24 protein-coding genes are annotated in these 24,292 nt (G+C 55.8%); 19 read left to right on the top strand and 5 right to left on the bottom strand.

The genetic code is table 11. The features are described 5' to 3' along the window. Positions 1 to 100: 100 nt before the first annotated feature. The 3 genes from MWU64_RS02365 to MWU64_RS02355 all read left to right on the top strand — a co-directional run bounded on the left by MWU64_RS02365 (position 101) and on the right by MWU64_RS02355 (position 3,522). Entirely contained in the window at positions 101 to 1,621 is a 1,521-nt protein-coding gene (locus MWU64_RS02365) for an aldehyde dehydrogenase family protein (RefSeq protein WP_133007378.1), read from the top strand. Between the two features lie 232 nt (positions 1,622 to 1,853). Next, on the top strand, positions 1,854 to 2,492 hold the full coding sequence (locus tag MWU64_RS02360) for a TetR/AcrR family transcriptional regulator (RefSeq protein WP_247060360.1): 639 nt from the start codon (positions 1,854 to 1,856) through the stop codon (positions 2,490 to 2,492). A gap of 46 nt (positions 2,493 to 2,538) precedes the next feature. Then, positions 2,539 to 3,522, top strand: a complete 984-nt coding sequence (locus MWU64_RS02355; RefSeq protein WP_114334583.1) for an MDR family oxidoreductase — start codon at positions 2,539 to 2,541, stop codon at positions 3,520 to 3,522. A gap of 16 nt (positions 3,523 to 3,538) precedes the next feature. On the opposite strand, the gene MWU64_RS02350 is transcribed toward MWU64_RS02355, so the two are convergent. After that, positions 3,539 to 5,665: a NosR/NirI family protein gene (locus tag MWU64_RS02350; protein ID WP_247060358.1), complete on the bottom strand. Its 2,127-nt coding sequence runs from the start codon at positions 5,663 to 5,665 to the stop codon at positions 3,539 to 3,541. Between the two features lie 232 nt (positions 5,666 to 5,897). Here MWU64_RS02350 and pqqA point away from each other — a divergent pair, with 232 nt between their 5' ends. The 11 genes from pqqA (at position 5,898) to MWU64_RS02295 (ending at position 16,227) form a co-directional block, all read left to right on the top strand. Beyond that, positions 5,898 to 5,969 (top strand): pyrroloquinoline quinone precursor peptide PqqA, encoded by a 72-nt coding sequence (gene pqqA / locus MWU64_RS02345; protein ID WP_007153157.1) that lies wholly within the window; start codon positions 5,898 to 5,900, stop codon positions 5,967 to 5,969. Between the two features lie 55 nt (positions 5,970 to 6,024). Beyond that, positions 6,025 to 6,942, top strand: coding sequence for a pyrroloquinoline quinone biosynthesis protein PqqB (pqqB, locus tag MWU64_RS02340; RefSeq protein ID WP_247060356.1), 918 nt, complete (start codon positions 6,025 to 6,027; stop codon positions 6,940 to 6,942). Positions 6,943 to 6,950: 8 nt separating this feature from the next. Beyond that, positions 6,951 to 7,706 (top strand): pyrroloquinoline-quinone synthase PqqC, encoded by a 756-nt coding sequence (pqqC, locus tag MWU64_RS02335; protein ID WP_133007383.1) that lies wholly within the window; start codon positions 6,951 to 6,953, stop codon positions 7,704 to 7,706. Between the two features lie 10 nt (positions 7,707 to 7,716). After that, positions 7,717 to 7,980: a pyrroloquinoline quinone biosynthesis peptide chaperone PqqD gene (gene pqqD, locus MWU64_RS02330; protein ID WP_247060349.1), complete on the top strand. Its 264-nt coding sequence runs from the start codon at positions 7,717 to 7,719 to the stop codon at positions 7,978 to 7,980. After that, a complete protein-coding gene (gene pqqE, locus MWU64_RS02325; protein ID WP_247060347.1) occupies positions 7,977 to 9,110 on the top strand; it encodes a pyrroloquinoline quinone biosynthesis protein PqqE in 1,134 nt (377 codons plus the stop codon). Before pqqD ends, pqqE begins: the two co-directional genes overlap by 4 nt. Then, entirely contained in the window at positions 9,091 to 10,926 is a 1,836-nt protein-coding gene (locus tag MWU64_RS02320) for a prolyl oligopeptidase family serine peptidase (RefSeq protein ID WP_247060345.1), read from the top strand. Before pqqE ends, MWU64_RS02320 begins: the two co-directional genes overlap by 20 nt. 82 nt (positions 10,927 to 11,008) lie before the next feature. Next, a complete protein-coding gene (gene ercA, locus MWU64_RS02315) occupies positions 11,009 to 12,172 on the top strand; it encodes an alcohol dehydrogenase-like regulatory protein ErcA (RefSeq protein ID WP_247060343.1) in 1,164 nt (387 codons plus the stop codon). Then, on the top strand, positions 12,156 to 13,910 hold the full coding sequence (locus MWU64_RS02310; protein ID WP_247060341.1) for a NahK/ErcS family hybrid sensor histidine kinase/response regulator: 1,755 nt from the start codon (positions 12,156 to 12,158) through the stop codon (positions 13,908 to 13,910). The genes ercA and MWU64_RS02310 overlap by 17 nt, the downstream gene beginning before the upstream one ends. Before the next feature lie 93 nt (positions 13,911 to 14,003). Further along, positions 14,004 to 14,291, top strand: coding sequence for a hypothetical protein (locus MWU64_RS02305; protein ID WP_247060339.1), 288 nt, complete (start codon positions 14,004 to 14,006; stop codon positions 14,289 to 14,291). A 52-nt stretch (positions 14,292 to 14,343) separates the two neighbouring features. Beyond that, positions 14,344 to 15,720 (top strand): class II fumarate hydratase, encoded by a 1,377-nt coding sequence (locus MWU64_RS02300; protein ID WP_247060338.1) that lies wholly within the window; start codon positions 14,344 to 14,346, stop codon positions 15,718 to 15,720. A 24-nt stretch (positions 15,721 to 15,744) separates the two neighbouring features. Continuing rightward, entirely contained in the window at positions 15,745 to 16,227 is a 483-nt protein-coding gene (locus MWU64_RS02295) for a CDP-archaeol synthase (protein WP_247060337.1), read from the top strand. Positions 16,228 to 16,230: 3 nt separating this feature from the next. Here MWU64_RS02295 and MWU64_RS02290 read toward each other — a convergent pair whose 3' ends face one another. After that, positions 16,231 to 17,205 (bottom strand): metallophosphoesterase, encoded by a 975-nt coding sequence (locus MWU64_RS02290; protein ID WP_247060334.1) that lies wholly within the window; start codon positions 17,203 to 17,205, stop codon positions 16,231 to 16,233. Positions 17,206 to 17,342: 137 nt separating this feature from the next. Between MWU64_RS02290 and chrA the strand changes: the two genes are divergently transcribed. From chrA to MWU64_RS02270, 4 genes are all read left to right on the top strand, one after another. Then, positions 17,343 to 18,521 carry a chromate efflux transporter gene (gene chrA / locus MWU64_RS02285; RefSeq protein ID WP_247060326.1) on the top strand — a complete coding sequence of 393 codons (1,179 nt, stop codon included), beginning with the start codon at positions 17,343 to 17,345 and terminating at the stop codon, positions 18,519 to 18,521. Positions 18,522 to 18,536: 15 nt separating this feature from the next. Then, positions 18,537 to 19,187 (top strand): peptide-methionine (S)-S-oxide reductase MsrA, encoded by a 651-nt coding sequence (gene msrA, locus MWU64_RS02280; RefSeq protein WP_247060323.1) that lies wholly within the window; start codon positions 18,537 to 18,539, stop codon positions 19,185 to 19,187. A gap of 10 nt (positions 19,188 to 19,197) precedes the next feature. Continuing rightward, positions 19,198 to 19,623: a peptide-methionine (R)-S-oxide reductase MsrB gene (gene msrB, locus MWU64_RS02275; RefSeq protein WP_247060321.1), complete on the top strand. Its 426-nt coding sequence runs from the start codon at positions 19,198 to 19,200 to the stop codon at positions 19,621 to 19,623. A gap of 153 nt (positions 19,624 to 19,776) precedes the next feature. Further along, entirely contained in the window at positions 19,777 to 20,541 is a 765-nt protein-coding gene (locus tag MWU64_RS02270) for a lysophospholipid acyltransferase family protein (protein WP_247060312.1), read from the top strand. 25 nt (positions 20,542 to 20,566) lie between these two features. Here MWU64_RS02270 and MWU64_RS02265 read toward each other — a convergent pair whose 3' ends face one another. Continuing rightward, positions 20,567 to 21,544 (bottom strand): calcium/sodium antiporter, encoded by a 978-nt coding sequence (locus tag MWU64_RS02265; protein WP_247060310.1) that lies wholly within the window; start codon positions 21,542 to 21,544, stop codon positions 20,567 to 20,569. A 421-nt stretch (positions 21,545 to 21,965) separates the two neighbouring features. Here MWU64_RS02265 and mqo point away from each other — a divergent pair, with 421 nt between their 5' ends. Further along, positions 21,966 to 23,447 (top strand): malate dehydrogenase (quinone), encoded by a 1,482-nt coding sequence (gene mqo / locus MWU64_RS02260; protein ID WP_247060299.1) that lies wholly within the window; start codon positions 21,966 to 21,968, stop codon positions 23,445 to 23,447. Between the two features lie 65 nt (positions 23,448 to 23,512). Here the strand turns inward: mqo and MWU64_RS02255 are convergent, their stop codons facing one another. Next, complete coding sequence (locus MWU64_RS02255) at positions 23,513 to 23,758, bottom strand: hypothetical protein (RefSeq protein WP_114334563.1); 246 nt, start codon at positions 23,756 to 23,758, stop codon at positions 23,513 to 23,515. Positions 23,759 to 23,914: 156 nt separating this feature from the next. Beyond that, positions 23,915 to 24,292, bottom strand: coding sequence for a RidA family protein (locus MWU64_RS02250; RefSeq protein ID WP_247060297.1), 378 nt, complete (start codon positions 24,290 to 24,292; stop codon positions 23,915 to 23,917).

Here is a 24,292-nt window from a genome sequence, read left to right as displayed (position 1 = left end):
AACGAATCATTCACGGATCAGAGTGTCACGACTACATTGAACAGGTAAGCGTGAACGGCTTTGTTACTAAGCGACAAACACAACAAAAGAGGTCAACGTCATGATCTACGCACAACCCGGTAAAGAAGGCTCCGTTGTTTCATTTAAATCCCGCTATGGAAATTACATCGGCGGTGAATTTGTAGCTCCGGTGAAAGGTCAGTACTTTGAGAACATCACCCCTGTCACCGGCGAAGTTTTCTGCGAAGTGGCTCGTTCTGGCGCCGAAGATATTGAGCTGGCTTTGGATGCTGCGCACAAGGCGGCGCCAGCTTGGGGCAGGACCTCACCCACTGAACGTTCCAATATTCTGCTGAAAATCGCTGACCGTATTGAGGCCAACCTTGAAGCCCTCGCGGTTGCAGAAACCTGGGATAACGGTAAAGCGATTCGTGAAACTCTGAATGCCGATATTCCTCTGGCCGCGGACCACTTCCGTTACTTCGCCGGCTGTCTGCGGGCTCAGGAAGGCCACATGGGGGAGATCGACCACAACACCGTGGCTTATCATTTCCACGAGCCGTTGGGTGTGGTTGGACAGATCATTCCCTGGAACTTCCCGCTGCTGATGGCCGCCTGGAAACTGGGTCCGTGCCTGGCTGCAGGTAACTGCACGGTGCTGAAGCCAGCTGAGCAAACGCCAGCCAGCATTCTGGTACTGATGGAAATTATTGGTGATTTGTTGCCACCAGGCGTGATCAACATTGTAAATGGCTACGGCATCGAAGCCGGCCAGGCGCTGGCCACCAGTAAGCGTATTGCCAAGATCGCCTTTACCGGGTCGACCCCAGTGGGCTCCCATATTCTTAAGTGCGCGGCGGAAAACATCATTCCTTCGACCGTTGAATTGGGCGGCAAGTCCCCGAACATTTACTTCTCCGACGTAATGAAAGCGGAGCCGGAATTTGTCGACAAATGTGTCGAAGGTCTGGTGTTGGCATTCTTCAACCAGGGTGAAATTTGCACCTGTCCGTCCCGTGCCCTGGTTCAGGAAGACATGTTCGAAGAGTTTATGCAAAAAGTGGTTGAGCGCACCAAGTCCATCAAACGCGGAAACCCATTGGATACCGAGGTCCAAGTGGGCGCTCAGGCTTCCAAAGAACAGTTCGACAAAATCATGTCGTACATGGAAATTGGTCGTCAGGAAGGTGCAGTGGTACTTACCGGTGGTGACCGGGAGCATCTTGAAGGCGAGTTCAATAACGGCTTCTACATTCAGCCGACGCTGTTCAAGGGCGATAACAAGATGCGCGTTTTCCAAGAGGAAATCTTCGGGCCGGTGGTGGGTGTCACCACCTTCAAAACCGAGGAAGAAGCGCTGGCAATCGCCAACGATACCGAGTTCGGCCTGGGTGCCGGCGTCTGGACTCGCGATACCAACCTGGCTTATCGGATGGGGCGTAATATTCAGGCCGGTCGGGTATGGATGAACTGTTACCACGCGTATCCGGCTCATGCAGCCTTCGGTGGTTACAAGAAATCCGGTATCGGCCGTGAAACCCATAAGATGGCGCTGGAGCACTATCAGCAGACCAAGTGCATGTTGACCAGCTACGACGCTAATCCTCTTGGATTTTTCTGATCTGTAAACGGCAGTAAGGGGTCGGTTCGTACCGGTCCCGTTTTTGTGTGACCGCACAGGGATTGTGCTTTTGTTAAACCCGGCACCTGCCGGGGCGCTCTTCCGAGCGCGGGAATAGATTTGCCTCTCTTTTTGGCCCGATCCCAGGGCCTTTTTTATTTGATTTAATAGACGATCGGTCGTATTCTTTTGTTAATTAATTAGACGGTCGGTCTAAAATATGGGAGTGGATGTGGATACGTTTCCAGTCAAGCGCAAAAGAGGGCGGCCCCCTAAAAGTCAGAGCGCCGGTTATCAGGACACCCGGCAGGCTTTGATTGGGGTTGGGCTGGCAGCGTTAACAGAGAAGGGTTATTCCTACACAGGGCTTGATGAAATTTTGCGCCAGGCCAAGGTGCCTAAAGGCTCTTTTTACCATTACTTCGACAACAAAGAAGCTTTCGGTAAAGCGCTGATTGAGGCCTACGGCCTGTTTTTCGCCAACAAGCTGGAACGTTCGTTAGCGGACAGTTCCCTGACACCGCTTGCCAGAATTCAGGGTTTTGTGGAAGACGCCAAGCTTGGCATGGAAATGTTCGATTACAGGCGCGGTTGCCTGATCGGAAATATGGGGCAGGAAATGGCTGCGCTGCCGGAGAGTTTTCGCGGCCTGCTAAGTGATGTATTCCGAGATTGGGAAGCCCGGATAGCCCGGGTACTTGAAGAAGCCCGACAGGCGGGGGAGGCTCCCCAGCACTTGGTGCCGGAGCAGATGGCACAGTTTTTCTGGATTGGTTGGGAGGGTGCGGTATTGCGCGCCAAGCTCGAGCAGTCCTCGCAACCTCTGGAGCAATTTGCCAGCGGCTTTATGGCGTTGGTGCGTGGTTGCTGATCAAGCAGCCTGATTCAAATCACAAAACAGAATCGTTGGAGGCAATATGTTCAAAGGTATTTTGATGGAAGGCAGCCGGGGCGACCAGCAAGTGTCCCTAAAATCCATTGACGAGGCTTGGTTGCCGGAAGGTGATGTCTCCGTCGATGTCGCCTACAGCACGCTGAACTACAAGGATGCATTGGCGATTACTGGCACTGCTCCGATTGCGAAATCCTACCCGATGGTTCCGGGCATTGATTTGGCCGGTGTGGTCACTGAATCATCCAACCCGGAGTTTAAAGCCGGTGATGAAGTCGTGCTCAACGGCTGGGGTGTCGGTGAAAAACATTGGGGTGGCCTTGCTCAGAAAGCGCGCTTGTCAGGTGATTGGCTGATTCCGCTACCAGCCTCGTTTACAGCGCGCCAGGCCATGGCCATCGGCACCGCAGGGTATACCGCGATGTTGTGCGTGTTGGCGTTGGAAAAGCACGGCGTCACACCGGATTCCGGCGACATCTTAGTCACTGGCGCAACCGGCGGCGTCGGCAGTGTTGCCGTCGCGATTCTGGCCAAGTTAGGCTATTCGGTGACGGCGGTAACAGGTAAGCCAGAAGAGGAAAGTTATCTCAGATCTCTTGGCGCCAAACAGATTCTGGATCGAGCGGAATTGAGCGAGCCGGGTAAGCCTTTGGCCCGGGAAACCTGGGCGGGTGCAATTGATGTTGCTGGGGGTCATGTTCTGGCCAACGTGTGCGCTGGTATGAAGTATCGAGGCGTTGTCGCGGCTTGTGGGCTGGCTGCGGGCATGGACTTCCCTGCGACGGTCGCGCCTTTTATTCTCCGGAGCGTTACCTTGTGCGGTGTCGACAGTGTCATGGCACCCAAAAAGGACCGCCTAGAGGCTTGGGAACGGCTGGCGCAAGACCTTTCCCCGGAACTGCTGGACAGCATGATCACCGAAGTGCCATTTGATGAGGCCATCCAGGCCGCGAGCCAGTTTATGGACGGAACCATTCGTGGGCGCATCGTGATCCCCGTAGCCGAATAGCCCCCGGCAGCGCGTTTCAATGCGCTGCTGAGGTCTGGCGTGGTGTAGCATCCGTGGCCAGGATCCTTGCCTGTTTTTGCTGTTGTTTGTTGCGAACAATGGCATCCACGCACTGGTTCTGGTCACGTAATATCACCACGCATTCCAAGCACTGAATACACTCGTCGTAATCCACACGACCATCTTTTCGGATGGCATTGATGCCACACTCGTTCTTGCAGTGCTGGCAGGGTTGCCCGCATCGTTTGACCCGATCCAGCCAGCTGAACAGACGGAAGCGCCCCAGTACAGCAAGCCCGGCGCCTAGCGGGCACAGGTATCGGCAGTAGAATTTGTGCACAAACATGCCGATGACCAGCAGAATGGCGGCGTACGCTACGAAGGGCCAATACCGTACAAAGTGCAGGGTAATGCTGGTTTTGAACGGCTCGACCTCGGCCAACTGTTCTGCAAGTGTTAATGAATAGAACGCGGTACCGACCAGCGTCAGCAGAATTGGGTATTTCAGCAGGATAAGTCGGCGATGCCAGTGTTCCGGAATTTTAACCTGACGCAAACCGAGTTTTTGTCCGAGCCAGGAGGCCATTTCTTGCAGGGCCCCGAAGGGGCATAGCCAACCGCAAAATAAACCGCGTCCCCAGATAAACAGAGTGGCGAAGGTGTAAATCCAGAGAATGAAAATGACCGGGTCCAGCAGGAACACGTTCAGGGAAAAACCGTCCCACAGCGCCAGGAACAGAGTGTAAATGTTCACCACAGACAGCTGGCCTTGGGCGTAAAAGCCAATAAAGAACACCGTGAAGAACAGGAATCCCCAGCGGAACCGGTGCACCAGTTTCGGGTGGCGGGTCAGGGTTTTCTGGCGGGCAAAAAATACCGTGAGTATCGACAAAGCGGCCACCAACAAAGCGATTTGCCACCCGCGTTCTTTCCAAAGACCCACCCAAACCGGCTCGCGATTTTGGCGCGGATCCGCTTGCACCTCCACCGTTTCAAATAGCTCATCGGCAAACGCAACGGGCATGGTGAAACGGGCGTTATCAGTGATCAGGTGATTGCGTGGCAGAGATACGTCCAGGTGAAAGCTGGCCTCGGCGCCGGGGTTGAAACCGGCGTTTCCGCCCACTCGAAACAGATTCATCGCGTCCATGACGGGGGCTCCGGGTGCGGCAAGAGTTTGCCCGGTTTCCAGCCAGTTCAGATCCCGTAGCTCGATGGCCAGCTGGCCCTGATTCAACCCCGTCCGGCTGGGAGTGCTGCCGGGGACAAAGTCCGGGCTCACATGCTGGAAAACCCCTCGAGACATAAGCAACATTACCTTGCCTTGGTCATTCAGGCGCTCAAGGAATGACGCGTAGGCCTGATCGCCCAGCAGGTTGCGACCCACCATTGGTGAGTTCATGTAGGCATAATAGAGTTCGGTAAAAGGTTCGCCGGGCTCCGGTTCGAGATCCATGGGGTAGTCCGACAGTGGGCGCCCGAGAGTTGCTTCGACCTCGTCCGAAGAAATGGCGACTTTGTTGATGTAACCCCGTTCCAGCATCTGCTGCCAATTCAGTGGCTCATAGAAATCTTGCCGGGCTTGTGTGGGGGCTGCTTGGGTAAAGCCTTCGAGCTTGTTTCGAGCGACCTGAAGCGCCGAGGAAAGAATGGTGTCGTTGATAATCAGCACGGAAACAGTCGCTTTGCTGACCCCGTCGAAGTACACCTGATCGCCGGTGTTGCTGCGCGCCGAGCGACTGGAAGCCTGCACGATGATCTGTTCGGTCAGAGCGCTGCCTTCGTATTGGTTCACAAACTCGGTCAGTGGCGCTTCGCCCAGGCCGTGTAGGAAGACCGGCTCGTGATGGTGCAGAACTTTCACCCCGGTGAAGCGGCCTTTGGTGTCCAGTCCGATCATCATGGTGATCGGCTTTCCGGCAAAGCCCTGAAGTTTGGTGAAGTCTGTGGAGACGTAGGCGTAGCCCAACAGCTCCTGTAATTGGTACACCGGGTAAACGGGAAAGTCAGGCAGCTTGTCTTCGATGACGGTTGCTGAAGGAAACAGCGCCTGTATAACCTCTTTGGTTTCCCGAGGTATCTCCGCGGTATGCCCTGATAAAGGGAATGCCATCAAGATGATGAGCAGCAAGCGCCCGGCCATAAGACTTCTCCTGACATTATTATTGTATCTGTCTCATGTTAGGTGCCTGAGGGGGAGTCTCAATTGAACCAGCGGGCCAAAGCGCTGCTACTTTAAGGCGGTCTAAAACAGTTCCAAAGTACCATATGGGTAGTGGTCCTCTGTCATTAGCATGAAATCGTACCCTTCGGCTTTCCAAGGGTGTGGATACATACATGCAACGCACTAATAATCATGACAAGAGGTGATCATCATGTGGACCAAACCAGCTTATGAAGACCTGCGCATCGGTTTCGAAGTCACCATGTACTTTGCTAACCGCTGAGTAACAGATGGCCAGCCTTTGGCTGGCTGTTTGATCCCGGCTCAGGAGGTTTTGTATGCACATTCGTATTCTGGGTTCTGGAGCGGGCGGCGGGTTTCCTCAGTGGAACTGTAATTGTTCTAACTGTTCCGGGTTCCGTGACGGCAGCCTCAATGCCAGTGCCCGCACCCAATCATCCATAGCCATCAGTGACGATGGTGAACACTGGATTCTGTTTAACGCCTCACCTGATATTCGAGCCCAGTTAGCCGATTTTCCAGCCATGCAGCCGGCCCGAGCTCTACGCGATACCGGTATTTCTGCCATCGTGTTGATGGACAGCCAGGTCGACCACACCACCGGCTTGTTATCTCTGCGTGAGGGACTGCCCCTCGATGTATGGTGCACGCCGCAGGTTCGTGATGATCTGAGCAGCGGTTTTCCGTTGTTCGAGATGCTTAAGCATTGGAACGGCGGGCTCAACTGGTGTGAAGTCCATGCTTCGGAACAAGATCCTTTCACTATTCCTTGCGCACCCTCACTGGAGCTGACGGCAATTCCGTTGCTCAGTAATGCGCCGCCATACTCGCCTCGCCGTGATAACCCGCACCCGGGCGACAACATTGGCCTTTTCATTCGGGATCGTGTTGCGAATAAATCTCTGCTCTACGCACCGGGCCTTGGTCAGCCGGACGAACGCATCCGGGCATGGATGCAGCAAGCCGATGTTTTATTGGTAGACGGTACAGTCTGGCACGACGATGAAATGATTCGTCAGGAAGTGGGTACCCGAACCGGTCAGCAAATGGGGCATCTGGCCCAGGCGGGTGAAGGCGGCATGATCGAATTGCTCGACAGCCTGCCCGCCAGCCGCAAGATTCTTATCCACATCAACAATACCAATCCGATCCTGAACGAAGATTCACCAGAGCGTGCCGAATTGGCGGCGCACGGAATCGAAGTGTCGTGGGACGGTATGCAGATTGAGTTGTGAGGCCTGCTATGAACGCGAAAGTCAGCACCGTCCTGAATCGAGAAAGTTTTGAAAAAGCGTTGCGGGCGAAAGGCGCTTTTTACCATATTCATCACCCTTTCCATCGAGCCATGTACAGCGGTGCCTGCACACCGGAGCAAATTCGAGGCTGGGTGGCTAACCGTTATTACTATCAGATCAACATTCCCCAAAAAGATGCAGCCATCATGGCCAACTGCCCGGATGCAGCGGTACGACGGTTGTGGTTGCAAAGGATTCTGGACCATGACGGTGACGAGGATTCGGCCGGTGGTATTGAGGCTTGGTTACAGCTGGCTGAAGCCACAGGACTGACGCGGGAAGAGGTGATTGACCAGCGACACGTGTTGCCGGGGGTGCGGTTTGCCGTGGATGCGTACCTTAACTTTGCTCGCCGCGCGACCTGGCAGGAAGCTGCCTGCTCATCATTAACCGAATTGTTTGCGCCGGAGATTCACCAGTCCCGGTTAGACAGTTGGCCAGCCCACTATCCGTGGATTGAAGAGGGCGGCTATCGCTATTTCCGTAAGCGTTTATCCGAGGCGCGGCGAGATGTGGAACATGGCTTGAGTATTACCCTGGATCACTTCGTGACGGAGGCTCAGCAGCAGCGGGCGTTCGAGATATTGCAGTTCAAGCTCGATATTCTCTGGGCCATGCTGGATGCCATGTCTATGGCCTATGTCCATAAGACGCCGCCCTATCACACCGTGACGGATAAACAGGTCTGGCATCGTGGCGTGTAAGGAGGTTTTTGTGGCCGATATCCCGAACTTGAGAAGAGGCTTTCGCTTTCAGTGGGAGCCAGCTCAGCAAAGTCACGTGCTGTTGTATCCCGAAGGCATGGTTAAATTGAATGCCAGTGCCGGCGCCATTCTGGCGGAGGTGGATGGCGTGCAGTCTATACAGGAAATTATCGCTTCGCTTGAAAGCAAGTTTCCAGAGGCCGGTTCTCTGTCGGGTGATGTCGAGCAGTTTCTGGCCGATGCTGCGAACCAACATTGGATTGAATGGTTATGAGGTGTTCTGATGCGAGTGCCGGGCCGCCATTATGGTTGCTGGCGGAACTTACTTATCGCTGCCCACTCCAGTGTCCGTATTGCTCGAACCCGCTGGATTACGCCGATCGTGAGCAAGAACTCTCGACCGAACAGTGGCTGGATGTGCTTCGACAGGGGCGCGCCATGGGCGCAGCCCAGCTGGGCTTTTCCGGCGGTGAGCCGTTGGTGCGCCAAGACTTGCCTGAGCTGATCGCGGGTGCCCGTGAATTGGGTTATTACACCAACTTGATCACCTCAGGTTTAGGGCTCACAGAAGCCAAGGTTCAGGCCTTTGCTGAGGCCGGGCTTGATCATATTCAGGTAAGTTTTCAGGCCTCAGACCCGGAATTGAACAATGCAGTGGCGGGCTCCAAAAAGGCATTTGAACAAAAGTTGGCTATGGCCCGGGCGGTGAAAGAAGCGGGCTATCCGATGGTGCTCAATTTCGTCATCCATCGCCATAACATCCATCAGATGTCGGATATTCTCACGCTCTGTGAAAGTCTCGGGGCGGATTATGTCGAGTTGGCGACCTGCCAATACTATGGCTGGGCGTTCGCCAATCGTGAAGGCTTGATGCCCTCTCGAGGTCAGTTAGAGACCGCCGAGGCAACGGTGAATCACTTCCGGGATGATCTCCGGGAGCGAGACCATCCCATGAAAGTGATCTTTGTGACTCCGGATTATTACGAGGAGCGCCCCAAGGCCTGCATGAACGGTTGGGGCAGTCTGTTCCTGACCGTAGCGCCTGACGGGACGGCCTTACCGTGCCACAGTGCTCGGTTACTTCCCATCGAATTTCCGAACGTAAAGTCGATGTCGCTCGAAGAAATCTGGTACCAAAGCCCCGGTTTTAACCATTATCGGGGTGACAGCTGGATGCCAGAGCCATGCCGCTCTTGTGATGAAAAAGACAAAGATTTTGGCGGCTGCCGCTGTCAGGCCTACTTGCTGACCGGGGATGCCGATAATGCGGACCCGGTGTGTGGAAAGTCACCTCATCATGATCGAATTCTGGCTGCCCGGACGGCGGCCGAGCATGCCACGGCGGGGCTGGACGACCTCGTTTATCGCAATACCAAGAACTCCCGTGTCTTTTTCCGAAAGTAACCTGATTTCAGCTCGGGAAGCCTGTGCTGGGGCGCGACAGTATGCCGAGTTGCGGGTCAGTGGAGGAATGCTTTTCTGGTTGGCGACAGAACCCGAGGACGGCTTTGTCAGTCTTTGGCGGTATGACGGCCGACGATCAGAACGCCTGAATACGGGGAACAGTATCCGCAGCCGGCTGAACGGCTACGGTGGCGGCGCTTATGCAGTCACCCCGGAATCTGTGTGCTGGGTGTCGGAGGATCAATGCCTCTGGAGCATGAATCTGGAGAGCCGCCAACGGCAGCTTTTGGTCAGGGACCCAGATTCTACATGGGGCGGGCTGACGCCCGATCCGCTCCGGCCGCGTTGGATAGCTGTTCGAGAGAAACGGGGAGAGCAAGATCTGGTCGCCGTTGATTTTTTGGGCCGTCTGACGGTCCTGGATGATCAATTCGACTTCTACGGGGCTCCAGCCATCTGTCCGGATGGGCAGCAGATAGCATGGACTGGGTGGTTTTCTCCCCATATGCCATGGGATCAATCGTGGGTCTGTCTCGCTGAGTTGGAGAGCTCCGGTAAGCCGGTAAAGGTCGCCAAAGCCGAACCGCCCGGAGGCGGCAGCGTCCAGCAACCGCAGTTCGTGGCACAAAGTTTGTGGGTTGTCTCAGACCACGGTGATTGGTGGCAACCTTATCGGGTGGTCCGGCAAGAAGGAGAGCTGCATTGGTTACCAGCACTTTCGTCCAACACGGACCATGCGAATGCGCCATGGCAGCTAGGAGAAAAACACGCTTGCCCTCTACCGGGAGGTGGTTGGGCTCGGGTCCGCTATCGCCAAGGCATTGGTGAGCTATGGCTGGAACAGAAGGGTGAGATCAGGCAAGTTGCGAGCGCTTACACCGATTTCCGTGATCTCGTTGTCAGCGGCGACGACCTTTACTGTGTCGCGCGCAGGCCGGATCTGAGCGACACGATTTTGCGATTGAATCTTTTCGCCGGGCAGCAAGCTCAGCCACTGTTCAGTGCGCCTGTTGCTCTAGGCGGCAACAGCTGTGTATGGCCAGAGAGTATTGTGCTCCCATCTGGCGGCGAGCATCCCCGTGCGTTGCAAGGGTTTTTGTACCTGCCGGAGCAACCTGTGGAAAAACCGCCGCTTATTCTGATCGCCCACGGCGGGCCAACGTCGGCGGCTTACGCAACATTCAATCCCCAAGCGCAGTTCTGGTGTCAGCGGGGATTCGCGGTTGCGGAAGTAAATTACACCGGCAGCACCGGGTTTGGTCGCGAGTTCCGGCAGGCGCTGGCGGGCCAGTGGGGCGAAGCCGATGTCGCCGATATGTTTAGGATGAAAGATGCGCTCAGTGACGCTGGCTTGGTTGATCCCAACAGGGTGTTTGTTCAGGGCAGAAGCTCGGGGGGCTATACCGCGCTTATGTCGGCTATCCAGCCCGAACAGCGCCTGAGCGGGCTGGCAAGTTTATACGGTGTTACCGACCCGCTAACGTTGAAAGCGGCCACTCATCGCTTTGAGTCCGGCTATCTGGATTGGCTTTTGGGTGAGCCGGGGCCAAAGGGCCACCGATGGCAAGCGCGCACACCGGCGCGACTCGCCAGGCAGATTGTTTGCCCGGCGCTGTTCTTTCAAGGCGGGCGCGACCGTGTTGTTGTTCCAGAGCAGACGCTCTCCATGGTCAAGGCTCTTAAAGAAACGGGTCAGTACGCAGAGCTTGTCTGGTTTGATGAAGAAGAACACGGATTCCGGACTTTGGAGAGCCAAGCCAAAGTACTTGATACGCTTTGGCAGTTCTATTCAGGCCTGGCGAGACGGAAGCGTTAGCCAAAAGCCCGGTGTCGCTCCCTGAAACATGGGGTAGTATGTCAGCAATATCTATAACAACAACCGAGTTGATAAGGCTGCCATGAGTCATGATATTTCATCCCTGCGTAAGTTTGTTTCGCCAGAAATCGTATTTGGGGCCGGCTCCAGAAGATCAGTTGCGAACTTCGCCGCCAACCTGGGCGCGCGGCATGTCTTTTTGGTATCTGATCCGGGTGTAAAAGCCGCGGGTTGGGTGCACGAGACAGAGCAGTTGTTAACCGAGGCGGGGCTCGAATGTACGACGTTCACTGCCATTTCTCCCAACCCGAAGGTCGATGAAGTGATGGCCGGGGCTGAACAGTACCTGGCCAACCAGTGCGACGTGATTGTTGCCATTGGCGGTGGTAGCCCCATGGATTGCGCCAAGGGCATTGGCATTGTTGCAACGCACGGGCGCAGTATTCTCGAGTTTGAAGGCGTGGATACCATTACCAATCCGCCGCCGCCTCTGATCTTGATACCTACCACGGCCGGGACCTCGGCCGATGTTTCCCAGTTTGCGATCATTTCGGATCCAGATCGTCGCTTCAAGTTCTCCATCATTAGCAAAGCGGTGGTTCCGGATGTGTCCCTGATCGATCCCGAGGTGACCGAAACCATGGGCTCTTACCTGACCGCTTGCACGGGCGTAGATGCTTTGGTGCACGCGATCGAAGCCTTCGTTTCTACGGGCAGCGGGCCGCTCACCGATACGCATGCGCTGGAAGCCATCCGCTTGATTAACCGCAACCTGGAACCTTTGGTGGCAAACCCGTCGGATCCGGTGCTCAGGGAGCAAATCATGCTCGCGTCCATGCAGGCGGGCCTTGCGTTCTCGAATGCTATTCTTGGTGCCGTACACGCCATGTCCCATAGCCTGGGTGGGTTTCTCGATCTGCCCCACGGATTGTGCAACGCGCTTCTGCTGGAACACGTTGTTGGGTATAACTTTGCCTCGGCAGAGGATCGCTTTCGGCGAGTGGCCGAGGCTATGGATATTGATACCCGCGGTATGGCCAATGCGCTGGTCAAAAAGCGCTTGATGTCGAGAATCATCTCACTCAAGAAAACACTCGGGTTGGAAGCGCGTTTGAATGAATTGGGCGTGAGCGTGTCGGATATTCCTTACCTCTCCGGCTATGCCCTGAAAGACCCCTGCATACTGACGAACCCTCGAAAGTCGTCTTTGAGGGACGTTCAGGTGGTTTATGAAGAAGCCCTCTGAAACGGATCCAGGCGAATACGGCATAGGCGACCTGTTGGGTTTGGGTCGCCAATCGGTTCGGAAAAATTACTATCCCGCCCTTCAGCAGCGAATTGACGAACTCGAGCAGGAGCGCAATCGGTATAAATGGCTGTTCGAGAATGCGCTGCACGGCATATTCCAAGCCAACCTCCGAGGCGGGTTTGTGGCCTGTAACCCGGCGATGGCACGCATTTGCGGTTATGACAGTGCGGAGCAATTACAGAGCAGCATTGTGCGGTTGCGAGAGCAGCTTTTTTTTAGCGCAGCGGAGTTCGACGCGCTTCGCCAGGAGTTGCTGGATCGTGGAAGCTTGAATGCACGGGAAACTCGGTTTCGGCGCGCCGACCAAACCGCGGTGGATGTGGCCATTACCATGCTCAGGCGGCCTGATCTCGGGCCCGAGGTTGTCGAAACCTTTGTAGCGGACATTTCGGAGCGCGTGCATGCACGTCAACGGCTGGAGCAACTGAACGCGGAGCTGGAGCATCGGGTTTTGGAGCGCACTGAGGCTCTGCAGAACGCCAATGTTGATTTGCGCTATCAGATTGAAGAACGCGAAAAGGTCGAGCGAGAACTGGTCGTTGCCAAGGACGCGGCGGAAGAAGCGAATCGTAGCAAAGACAAATATTTGGCCGCTGCCAGCCATGATTTGTTGCAACCCCTGAATGCGGCGCGCTTGATGGTGTCGGCGCTTCAGGAAGGGGCCTTGCCAGAGCGCGAAAGCAAGATGGTTCTACAGGCTCATCGCGCTCTGGAAGGCGCGGAAGAACTCTTGGCCGATTTGCTGGATATCTCCAAACTGGATCAGCAGGCCATGAAGCCTGATTTTATCCATCTTGATATCAATGAGTTGGTGCGGGATCTGGGGGAAGAGTTCAGTGCCGTTGCCGCCAATGAGGAGCTTGATTTTCGGATCCGCAGTACCTCTGCGTTTGTCCATACCGACCCGCGCATGCTTGCCCGGATTGTCCGGAATCTCTTGAGTAACGCCTTTCGTTATACCCGGCAAGGGGGTGTTCTGCTGGCGGTGCGTGTGCGAGATGAAGAGGTGCAACTGCAAGTGTGGGACACCGGTGTCGGAATCGCGCCCGAAAAACTCCTGGATATCTTTGCCGAGTTCCATCAGGTGCTGCCGCATGGTGCAGGAGGCCGGCAAGGAGCGGGGTTGGGCTTGGCGATTGTAGAGCGAATGGTGGGTGTTTTGGGATGCCGAATCGATGTGGCCTCCAACTTGGGCCGGGGCTCCCGGTTTACACTGACGTTGTCGAGAGCCTTGGCGCCTCGCTACGAAAAACGTCATCCGCCGGTTGTTCCACCGGTGTTGAAAGCGGGCTTTGATGGCGCTTTGGTACTGGTGATCGATAACGAACCCGCTGTGCTCGAAAGTATGCAGATGCTGCTCGAACGTTGGGGCTGTGAGGTTATGCCTGTTCTCGGCCGCGAAGAAGCGCTGGCGGAGCTTGCTCAGACCGGCAAACGACCGACGGTCATACTTGCAGACTACCATCTGGATGACGATCAGACCGGATTCGACGCGATTCACAGAGTGCGTAAGTATCTGGGAGAAGATGTGCCGGGCGCTATTATTACGGCAGATCGTAGCGATGAGGTTCGCACCTTATTACGAGCACAGTATCTGCCTGTGCTGAATAAACCTGTTAAACCGAATCGGTTGAGGGCGTTGTTAACCAGTTTCGTCGCATCGTCGCCCATTTGAAGGCGCTGTTCTTCTTTCTGACGGAGCGACACCACCTTTTCGGGGCGGTATAGCGACTACACTGATAGAAGGCATCTTTTGTAGGAGCGACTTATGACAACGGAGAACGGCAGTCTCACCAACCACGAAGTCACCGTCTGCCTGGCAGGCGGTGCCGTGCTGGGCCCGTACAACGCCACCTGGAGCCAGAATGAAGGTGGTGACGTGCGGGAGCTGGTGCGTGAGTACGATGCGTTTCTGCAAGGGGAGAAACAGCAGCGCTTCAAATTCCATCTGCACGATACTTACACCTTGACCGTGCACACCTTGATCCTCAACTTTGAGCAAGTCACCGGTATTTGCGACCATGTCCGATTAAAGTCACCGGCGCGCGCAGGCTAGGTGTAAGCTCGTGTGCGGTTAAGCAGGGCAAAGTAAGAATAGGGAGGGTGTGATGAGCGATTACCGAGTGGAAAAGGACAGTCTGGGCGAGGTGATGGTTCCCGCCAATGCGCTATGGGGGGCACAGACCCAGCGGGCCATTGATAACTTTCCTGTGAGCGGCCAGCCCATGCCTGAAAATTTCATCAAGGCGATGGCACAGGTGAAGCGTGCGGCGGCGCAGGCGAATGCGTCATTGGGTTTGTTAGACGGCCAGCGTCGGGACGCGATTGCCGATGCCTGCGAGAAACTGATTTTGGGCGAGTACGCCGACCAGTTCCCGATCGACCGCTATCAAACAGGTTCTGGCACGAGTACCAACATGAATCTGAACGAAGTCATCGCCTCGATTGCCGCCAAACAGGGCCATGACGTTCATCCGAACGATCACGTTAACATGAGCCAAAGCTCTAACGATGTGATTCCAACGGCCATTCATGTGAGTTCACTGCTGGCGGTCAAAGGGCAGTTAATGCCAGCGCTGTCGCACCTGCAGGGTGTGATTTACGAGCGCGAAGCGGAATTCAGCAAACAAGTAAAAACCGGCAGAACGCACCTGATGGATGCCATGCCGGTGACGTTGGGGCAGGAGCTGAGAACCTGGCGTGAACAGCTGGCAGCGGTCGAAAAGCGATTGGAAACGGTGCTTGATGAATTGGCGTATTTGCCCCAAGGCGGAACGGCTGTGGGCACCGGGGTAAATGCGGCTTCCGAGTTTGCCAAGCAATTCGTCAAATTCCTGAAAATGAACACCGGATTTTCGTTTAAGTCCCTCGAGCATAAGTTTGTTGGCATAAGCGCAGTGGATGCACCCTTGTCGTTGTCGGCCCAGCTGCGGGGTGTGGCGGTGGTACTCACAAAAATCGCCAACGATTTGCGCTGGATGAACAGTGGCCCCATCCATGGCCTGGCTGAAATTAGCCTACCGGCTCTACAACCGGGTAGCAGTATCATGCCGGGTAAGGTGAACCCGGTGATTCCTGAATCGGTCGCTATGGCCTCGGCTCAGGTCATGGGGCTAGACGCGGCCGTCGCGATTGCTGGCCAATCGGGTAACTTTCAGCTTAATGTGATGTTGCCACTGGTTGCCGGTAACTTGTTGGACATGATTAAACTGATGTCGGGCGCCGCTGGGATTCTGGCGGATAAATCGATTCAGGGCTTTACCGTCAATGCCGGTCATTTAAGTGATGGCGTCAGCCGCAACCCGGTGCTGGTGACCGCGCTGAATCCGGAAATTGGTTATGCGTTGGCATCCGAGATTGCCAAAGAGGCCTACAGCACCGGGCGCCCGGTGATCGACGTGGCAGAAGAGCGGAGTGGGTTGAGCCGTGCGCGGTTAGAAGAACTCATGGACCCACTGAAATTGACCCGTGGAGGTCTCGCCTAAGCAGACATGGCCGGAGGTGAGTTCTTGTTGTTATCGCTGGAACTCTTTGTGTTGTTGGTGTTGGCCAACGGTGTTCCGGTGGTTGTGGCTCGGCTGCTGCCGAAATATAGCGACTGGCCGGTGGATGCCGGCCTGACGTGGTCGGATGGCCGGCCAATTTTCGGGCCGAGCAAAACCTGGCGCGGCCTGCTCTCGGGTACCTTGGCGTGCTCATTGTTTGCGCTTTGGCTGGATCTGGGTTGGTTGTTTGGAGCAGGTTTCGGTGCATTATCTTTGCTGGGCGATCTGCTCAGCAGCTTCATTAAACGCCGAATTGGCTTGGATTCCAGTGCTCGGGCCGTCTGGCTTGATCAACTGCCTGAAGCCGCGTTGCCGATGCTAATGGCCTGGTTCTGGTTTCCTTTGCCGTTTTGGGAAATCGCGGCGATTGCCATGCTTTTTGCTTTGTCGAATATGCTGTTCTCCCCTTTGTTATACCGTTTGGGTATTCGCAAACAGCCTCACTAATCATCACGAGGGGCCGCGTGTCAGCGTATGCAGAGTCACTTCGGGTGGGCAATTCAGGCGCACGTTCAGCACCGATGTGCCCGCACCCGGCGAGGTATACCCCTGCATGCCGTTCACGCGCCAGAATCCCCGCCCGAGATGGCGGGGGCAATCGGAATCCAGTGTCACAGGGATACCGCCGGGTAAACAGAGCTGGCCGCCGTGGGTGTGCCCGCACAGGAACAGGTCGTAACCGGCATGGGCGGCCTCGCGCCAGACCTCGGGGGTGTGGCTGAGCAACAGGCTCACACCGCCGACAGGAATGTCATCACCGGCTTTGTGCAAGTTGTGGGCTTTGTAGTAGTGGGCGTCGTCGATGCCCGCCAGATAGATTTTTTCGCCGGAGCGTTCCAGCGGCGTCATCTCGTTCAATAACAGCCGGTAGCCCATATCCTCCAGAGCGGGCACCATGCGTATGCTGTCGTGGTTGCCAAGCACCGCGTAGGCCTCGCCCCGGATGGCTTCCCGCAGCCTGGCCATGCCCTCCAGAGAGGCCTCCATCGGCCCCCAGGTGAGCTGGCGATAATCACCCGTCAGCACGCACACATCGTAATCCAGAGGTTGGATCTGCCGGATAACCGCTTGCAGGTTTTGCTCGTCCATGTCCACATGTAGATCGGTCAGGTGCAGTATGCGATAGCCTTCGAACGCCGGGGGCAAGTTATGCACCGTGAATGTATTGGTAGCGGTTCTGAGTTTTCGGCTGTTGGCTTGGGCCCGACCAAACAAGCCAAGGGCTTTAAGGCAAAAACGGATTAATCGCGGTGCGTTCGTGAGATTTTCGAGGTGAAAGGAGCGTTTGTCCCGGCCCAGCAGCAAAGCTTCCGACTCCTGCTCAATGCCCAGGCGCTGGCGGGCGTGCACCGGCCCTAATCGCAGGCTCAGTCGGTAGAGTAAGAGCTCTTCCTGATTTTTGGGTTCGCGAACCTTCGCTGTCATGCTGATTCCCTGATGCCGAGCGGGACCTTATGCTGATCCCTGTTGTCATTATGGTTGGTCACTGGGCATCTGCAACCGTAGCGATACAATGTTCATGTTTACTGTGGGAATGTTAGGGAGCTATCGGGAGATGGATGATGACAGAAACTGACCCGTCCGATTCGGTGTCTGGCTGGCACATTTTCAAGATATTTTTGCGCTTGGGGCTGACCTCGTTCGGCGGCCCGGCTGCGCATCTGGGCTTCTTTCACGACGAGTTTGTGACTCGGCGAAAGTGGCTGTCCTCAGAAGCCTTTGCTGAAGTCGTGGCGCTGTGCCAGTTGTTGCCGGGGCCCGCTTCCAGCCAGGTAGGACTGACCATTGGTTTGCTGCGCGGACGCTACCAGGGCGCGTTTGCGGCTTGGCTGGGATTTACTCTGCCGTCAGCGGTGTTGATGACCTTGTTTGCGTTCGGGCTTGCGTTCTGGCCGGAAGCCGGCTCTGGCGGGTGGGTGCACGGGTTGAAACTATTTGTGGTTGCTGTGGTGGTACAGGCTGTCTGGCAAATGGGGCGGGCGTTATGCCCGGATATGTCCCGGCGCGTGCTCGCGCTGTTGGTGGCGAGTGCGTTGCTGATAGCCGGCGCGGCCTGGATGCAACTATTGTTGTTGGCGCTGGCGGCGATGGCCGGGATCGGTTTGAGCTTGTCTGCGGGCAGCCCGATTGAGCCGATGACAATAGGGTGGCAGGTTCGCAAACCCTGGATGTTTGCGGTGGCATTTGTCTGCCTGTTGGTACTTTCGTTAATACCGTTGGCGCCGGGTTCTCTGGCTTGGGTCGGGGCAGAACTCTACAAGGCCGGAGCGCTGGTGTTTGGTGGTGGCCATGTGGTGTTGCCTTGGTTGCAGGAAGGCTTTGTCGAGACCGGGCAAATGCCCGCCGATACCTTCTTGGCGGGTTACGGAGCGGCCCAGGCGGTACCGGGGCCTCTGTTCACCTTCTCGGCGTTTCTGGGTGGCATTGAGGAAGGTGTTCCCGGCGCGGTGATTGCCCTATTGGCCGTCTTTCTGCCCGGAACCCTTTTGGTGTTTGCCGGTCTGCCATTATGGCGCTGGGTCCGAAAACATCCCAAGGCACGTGCTGCTCTGGCAGGCGTCAATGCCGGCGTGGTTGGTTTGCTTCTGGCTGCGCTTTACGACCCGGTGTGGACCTCCGCGGTGCGAGGTTCGATGGATTTCGCCATCGCTTTGCTGCTGTGGTTGGCACTAGCGGTTCTGCGCTGGCCCGTTTGGGGGCTCGCCCCGGTAAGTGCCATACTGGGCATCATGTTGTTTTGAAGGGTGGATAAGATTATGAGCGAAGCGTGCAATATCCCGGGGCTTAATGTGCCCCGTAGCCGGTTTCCAACGCCGGAACGTGAATTACAGGAAAGCGAAGGCAGCGCTCATGTTGTTCTGGCCGGGGGCTGCTTCTGGTGTGTCGAGGCGGTGTTCCTTGCCATCGACGGCGTGACCCGGGTGGAATCCGGTTACGCAGGTGGTTCGGCCGAGACGGCCAATTACGAAGCTGTCTGCACAGGGTCAACCGGTCATGCAGAAGTGATTGATGTGCACTACGACCCGGCGAAAGTCGGTTTTGGCGAATTGCTGAGGGTGTTTTTCTCGGTAGCTCATGATCCGACGCAGCTGAACCGACAGGGTAACGACGTAGGTACCCAGTATCGGTCAGCCGTGTTTTATGAAACCGAAGAGCAAAAAGCACTAACAGAAGCGTACATCCAACAATTGAATGAGTCGGGTGTCTATTCCGCGCCGGTTGTGACAACGGTTGAGCCTCTGGAAGCGTTCTATCCGGCAGAGGCTCACCACCAGAACTTTGCCGCCCGCAACCCATGGCAGCCCTACATTATGGCCGTTGCTGCGCCGAAAATGGAAAAACTGGCCACCGCTTGGCCAGACCGACTTAAACCGGAATTCAGTCAGGATGACCCTGATCTCGCGTGAGGAGAACCCTATGAGTAAGTCCGCCGCAGGCTATGACGTAACGCCCCTGAGCAAAGCCGAGGTTGAAGAAAAGGCCGCCGGGCTAACTGCCGAAGAAAAACGAGTACTGCTGGATCACGGCACGGAACATCCGTTTTGCGGCACTTTGTTGGATAACAAAAAAGCTGGCGTGTATCACTGCCGTCTGTGTGACCTGCCGTTATTCGGCTCTGATGCCAAATTTGATTCCGGAACCGGTTGGCCCAGCTTCTTTCAACCGTTTGATCCCGAGCACCTTCGTTATATCGAAGACACCAGTTTGGGCATGACCCGCACGGAAATTCGTTGTGCCCGCTGCGACAGCCATCAAGGCCACGTGTTTCCGGACGGCCCGCCACCGACCGGGCAGCGCTATTGTCTGAACTCCATTTCCATGGTGTTTCAAGAAACCGCTTAATGGCCTCTTCGGCAGTGCTTCGGCGCTGCCGACACTCCCTGGCACTCGCATTTTCCCGCTCAGCTAAGACCTTTGTGCGTTATCTCACAAACACCCGAGCCGGTATAATTCGGTTAAATGATCCGTTTTTAGTTTGTCGGAAAGGTGTTTGTCATGAATCGACTCAATTTAAGCCCGCTCACTGAATCGGCGACCTTGCTCCGCCGAATTGCTGTGGTATTGGGATCAGTGGGTTTGACCGCCATCTACTCGCTGTTGATCTTGCTGCGGGCTTTGTTCGGCAAACTGAACCGGCCGATTGTGGATAAGTATTGCCGGGAATGGTCGGCCACGTTGCTTAAACTGGTCAGGGCCAGCCTCACCGTTCGGGGCGAGGTGCCGGATTTTAACGATGGCCGGCGTTATATCATCATGTGCACTCATGCCAGCCACTACGACATCCCCATCAGTTTTGTCTCTTTGCCTGGTTCCATTCGAATGCTGTCCAAACAGGAACTGTCTCGCATTCCGTTGCTCGGGCAGGCCATGGCGGCGGCAGAGTTTCCGTGGATCAATCGCTCTAACCGCGCCGAGGCAGTCAGGGATTTGCAAAAAGCCAAAGCCATGATGGAAAGCGGTATAGTGCTCTGGGCCGCGCCCGAAGGTACCCGTTCCCCGGATGGCCAGCTTTTGCCGTTCAAGAAAGGGTGTTTCCATTTGGCGTTCGACACCGAGGCGGTCATTGTGCCAGTTGCCATTCGCGGGGTGCATAAGGTGCTGCCGGCTCGCAGCGTTCAGATCAATCTGGGGCAGCCGGTGGATGTCCGTGTAGGCGCCACACTCGATACGGCGGGCAAGAGCAAAGACGAGCTGCCAGAGGTGATGGAAGAAGTGCGAGCGCGCATGCTGGAATTGCTGGGCGATGGTGAGCCGGAGTAATTCTCAGGCTCACCATAGATACTGATCAGGCGGCGGCAACCACAGTGGAAAGCAGGTAACCGGTATACGCGACATAAGCGGTTAACAGCAGCGCACCATCGACCCGAGAAATCAGCTTGCGCCACCCCGTAAAGCCGAAGCCCATCACCAGCAAGGCGACGGTTAAACCGAGCATGAGAGTCCAGTCCCGATAAAGTACCTCGGGATCAACCGACAACGGCTGAATAGCGGCGGCCAGCCCGACCACGGCCAGTGTGTTGAAAATACCTGAGCCCAGTATGTTGCCTAGGATCAGATCATGTTCGTTCTTTTTCACGGCGGCTATGGCAGAAGCCAACTCGGGCAGCGATGTGCCAATGGCGACAATGGTCAGCCCGATCACCAGATCGCTGATGCCCAAAGCCTGAGCGATACTGACCGCACCCCACACCAGCATGCGGGAACTCACTACCAGTAGAATCAACCCGACCACCAGCCAGATAATGGCGTTTTTCAGCGGCATCGGGTGGGTGACCAGCTCTGAGTCAACGCCTTCTGCAATCGGGTCCTCTTTGCCTTGGTAACCCTGATAAATTGACCAGCCCATGACTGCTGCGAACACCGCCAGTAAGACCCAGCCATCCAGCCGCGACAGCTCGCCATCCAATAACTGAACGCCCGCGATCAGTGTCAGCACCACCAGCAAAGGAAGCTCTTTGCGGATGACCTGAGAGTGCACCGCTATGGGGGCAATCAGGGCGGTGAGGCCCACAATCAGGGCAATGTTGGTGATGTTAGAGCCGTAACCGTTACCGAGCGCCAGCCCCGGATTGCCGTCAGACGCGGCCATGGCCGAAACGGCAAGCTCAGGTGCCGAGGTGCCAAAGCCGATGATCACCATGCCAATCAGTAAGGTCGGCATGCCTAGATGTTTGGCCGTGGCGGCTGCGCCTTCAACAAATTTGTCGGCACTCCAAACCAGCAGAACCAGCCCCAGAATAATGGCGGCGATAGCCATCAACATAGATAAACCTCGATTCAAACGTCAGAACACTTTGCGCACAGTGGGCAAAGTATGGATGGCGCACAAGATACAGCAAGTCTGTATTTCAGGTCAGCCCCGGAAGTGCCGGATATTTTCGATATAAGCAATGACCCGCATTAACAGGAACGCTGTATCAGACTAAAGTTGCGCTGATATTGTTAACAAAAGGCGAGAGAATCGCGCCTCGTGGCAATCTTCAGCCCAGCTGGCATGTTCCAAACCAATTTGCATGCAGTTGGCAATCGCAATTTATTATTCCGGCAAAAAACGGGATAATGCGCGCAATTTCGACAGGAAGCACAAGGCTGCGCCCTTTACCTCGCGCAGTGCCAGCTTTCGACAGGCCGCTTTGCTGATCGTGGAGCGGTACCAAGCTCAACACTAGCTAAGGTGGGAATCAATGGCCGTTAGACAGGCAGATGTAGTGCTGGTCGGTGGAGGCGTCATGAGCGCAACCCTCGGCGTGATGCTCAAGCAGCTTGATCCGTCTCTGGATATTGTCATGCTGGAGCGTCTGGACCACGTTGCTCACGAGAGTACCGATGGGTGGAACAACGCGGGTACTGGCCACGCGGGTTACTGTGAACTGAACTACACTCCTGAAACGGCCGATGGCGACGTAGAAATAGCGCGAGCGTTGCAAATTAACGCGCAGTTCGAAGTGTCGCTGCAGCTTTGGTCTTACCTTGTTGAACAAGGCATTCTGCCTGAACCAACCTCCTTCATTAATCGCACGCCGCACCAGAGCTTTGTCTGGGGCGAAGACAACGTGGCTTTTCTGAAACGCCGCTATGAGCGCCTGAAAGACCATCACCTGTTCCGGGAAATGGAGTACACCGAGAGTCCGAAGGAACTGGAAGAGTGGATGCCATTGGTGGTGGGCAACCGCAATCCGATGGAGAGGGTGGCGGCCACCCGCATCAAGCATGGCTCGGATGTGGATTTTGGCTCTCTGACCCGGAGCATGGTCAAGTGGCTGGAAGCCCAGCCTAACTTTGAGTTGATGGTCAACTCACCGGTTTACTACATCGATCAGCGCGACAACGGCCGTTGGAAACTGCGTGTCAAAAACCAGAAAACCGGCGAAACCACCAAATTGGAAGCCGGATTTGTCTTCCTGGGTGCCGGTGGTGGTGCTTTGCCGCTGTTGCAGAAGTCCGGCATTGATGAAGCACGCGGTTACGGCGGCTTCCCGGTAAGTGGCCAGTGGCTGGTATGTCAGAAACCTGAAATTGTTAACCAGCACCATTCCAAGGTGTATGGCAAAGCTCCGATTGGTGCGCCCCCTATGTCGGTGCCGCATTTAGACACCCGTATCATCAACGGTGAGCCCGCGTTGCTGTTTGGGCCGTTTGCGGGCTTCACCACGCGCTTCCTCAAGCAGGGCTCTATGTTTGATTTGTTCGGATCTGTCCGGGCCACAAACTTGCGCCCGATGCTGTCAGTCGGCAAGAGCAACATGGACCTGACCCGTTATTTGATTGGCGAAGTGTTCCAGTCGCATGCTGACCGGGTGGAGGCGTTGCGCAACTTCTTCCCGAACGCTAAAGAAGGGGATTGGAACTTGCAGATGGCTGGACAGCGCGTACAGATCATCAAGCAAACCAAAGAAGGCGGCGGCAAGCTCGAGTTCGGTACGGAGATTGTGGCCGCGAAAGACGGTTCTCTGGCAGCCTTGCTGGGTGCATCTCCGGGCGCGTCCACGGCGGCTAACGCGATGTTGAACGTGCTGGAGCGCTGTTTCCCCGAAAAAATGCAGACCCAAGAGTGGCAGGAGCGCATGAGAACGCTGGTGCCGTCATACGGTCAGTCATTGGTGGAAAACGAAGAGCTGCTGAACTCCGTTCGTGAGCGGACTCTGAAGACGCTTCAGCTGGGCTGAAGCGTTTTATTAAGCCCGGTGCCGGGAGGCATCGGGCTTGAGTGATTGCAAACCGTGTTGCTAGATCAGAGCTGGCCGAAAGCCGCGTCGAAATCTTTGGCGGCTGCATCGGTAAACTCGAAATTGTTCCGAATATACCCCAGCGTCGCTTTTTCTGTGTCGGTCACGCCCTGCCCATCCTGGGCCGACTTGAACAGATCCGCCACTTCGTCTTTTGATAGTTTGCCTTCCCCCTTTCCCGTTGTGTGCTTGCGCGCGAGTTCCAGCAGTTCTTTTTCGTATTTTTGACCATCAATCGTTTCGTAAGCCATAGCTGAGCCAACCCCGTTGAACATTGGTAATGTGATGCCCGAAGCCCTTTGGCTCCGTTGCGGGCAGGCAAACGAACGCGAGCGTCCTACGGCAAGCCTGATGTCTTTATACAAGCACAAGCTTTTAGGTTGCGCAAATAATGACCAGGCGGGTTGCTACGGAACGACCGCATAGGCAAGAATTTCGACCAGCATTTCCTCTCGGGCGAAGCCGGAGACAATGATCGCGGCCCGGTTCGGGTAGGGCTCAGACACGAAATCGGCGTACACGCGGTTAACCGTGGCGAGGTCTTCCCGGTCAGTCACGTAGATCACCACCTGTGTGAGGTCGGAAACTTGGCTGCCTGCGCTTTCCAATGTGTGTTTCAAATTGGCCAGAGTCTGGGTGATTTGGGCTTCAATGCCGCCGTCTACCACTTTGCCTTTGGCATCAATGGGAATTTGCGCCGTAAACAGCACGCCGTTTCCGACCGTGGCCCAGGCGAGAGGGGATTTCGAGGCAGGCAGGTTGGTGTTTACCGGATACGGGTTCAT

This window comes from Marinobacter sp. S0848L, assembly GCF_023016065.1.
Lineage (GTDB): Bacteria > Pseudomonadota > Gammaproteobacteria > Pseudomonadales > Oleiphilaceae > Marinobacter.
The sequence above is the reverse complement of the archived record's forward strand: the minus strand, read 5'-3'. Positions and strand labels throughout refer to the sequence as shown.

Excerpts from the sequence above, each read along its gene's own strand:
- MWU64_RS02355 (WP_114334583.1), top strand. The coding sequence starts at position 2,539 with ATGTTCAAAGGTATTTTGATGGAAGGCAGCCGGGGCGACCAGCAAGTG.
- pqqE (WP_247060347.1), top strand. The coding sequence starts at position 7,977 with ATGAGGTGTTCTGATGCGAGTGCCGGGCCGCCATTATGGTTGCTGGCG.
- msrB (WP_247060321.1), top strand. The coding sequence starts at position 19,198 with ATGAGTAAGTCCGCCGCAGGCTATGACGTAACGCCCCTGAGCAAAGCC.
- chrA (WP_247060326.1), top strand. The coding sequence starts at position 17,343 with ATGACAGAAACTGACCCGTCCGATTCGGTGTCTGGCTGGCACATTTTC.
- MWU64_RS02365 (WP_133007378.1), top strand. The coding sequence starts at position 101 with ATGATCTACGCACAACCCGGTAAAGAAGGCTCCGTTGTTTCATTTAAA.
- MWU64_RS02350 (WP_247060358.1), bottom strand. The coding sequence starts at position 5,665 with ATGGCCGGGCGCTTGCTGCTCATCATCTTGATGGCATTCCCTTTATCA.
- MWU64_RS02290 (WP_247060334.1), bottom strand. The coding sequence starts at position 17,205 with ATGACAGCGAAGGTTCGCGAACCCAAAAATCAGGAAGAGCTCTTACTC.
- MWU64_RS02250 (WP_247060297.1), bottom strand. The coding sequence starts at position 24,292 with ATGAACCCGTATCCGGTAAACACCAACCTGCCTGCCTCGAAATCCCCT.
- pqqC (WP_133007383.1), top strand. The coding sequence starts at position 6,951 with ATGAACGCGAAAGTCAGCACCGTCCTGAATCGAGAAAGTTTTGAAAAA.
- MWU64_RS02305 (WP_247060339.1), top strand. The coding sequence starts at position 14,004 with ATGACAACGGAGAACGGCAGTCTCACCAACCACGAAGTCACCGTCTGC.
- msrA (WP_247060323.1), top strand. The coding sequence starts at position 18,537 with ATGAGCGAAGCGTGCAATATCCCGGGGCTTAATGTGCCCCGTAGCCGG.
- pqqB (WP_247060356.1), top strand. The coding sequence starts at position 6,025 with ATGCACATTCGTATTCTGGGTTCTGGAGCGGGCGGCGGGTTTCCTCAG.
- ercA (WP_247060343.1), top strand. The coding sequence starts at position 11,009 with ATGAGTCATGATATTTCATCCCTGCGTAAGTTTGTTTCGCCAGAAATC.
- mqo (WP_247060299.1), top strand. The coding sequence starts at position 21,966 with ATGGCCGTTAGACAGGCAGATGTAGTGCTGGTCGGTGGAGGCGTCATG.
- MWU64_RS02270 (WP_247060312.1), top strand. The coding sequence starts at position 19,777 with ATGAATCGACTCAATTTAAGCCCGCTCACTGAATCGGCGACCTTGCTC.
- MWU64_RS02310 (WP_247060341.1), top strand. The coding sequence starts at position 12,156 with ATGAAGAAGCCCTCTGAAACGGATCCAGGCGAATACGGCATAGGCGAC.
- MWU64_RS02265 (WP_247060310.1), bottom strand. The coding sequence starts at position 21,544 with ATGTTGATGGCTATCGCCGCCATTATTCTGGGGCTGGTTCTGCTGGTT.
- MWU64_RS02300 (WP_247060338.1), top strand. The coding sequence starts at position 14,344 with ATGAGCGATTACCGAGTGGAAAAGGACAGTCTGGGCGAGGTGATGGTT.
- MWU64_RS02255 (WP_114334563.1), bottom strand. The coding sequence starts at position 23,758 with ATGGCTTACGAAACGATTGATGGTCAAAAATACGAAAAAGAACTGCTG.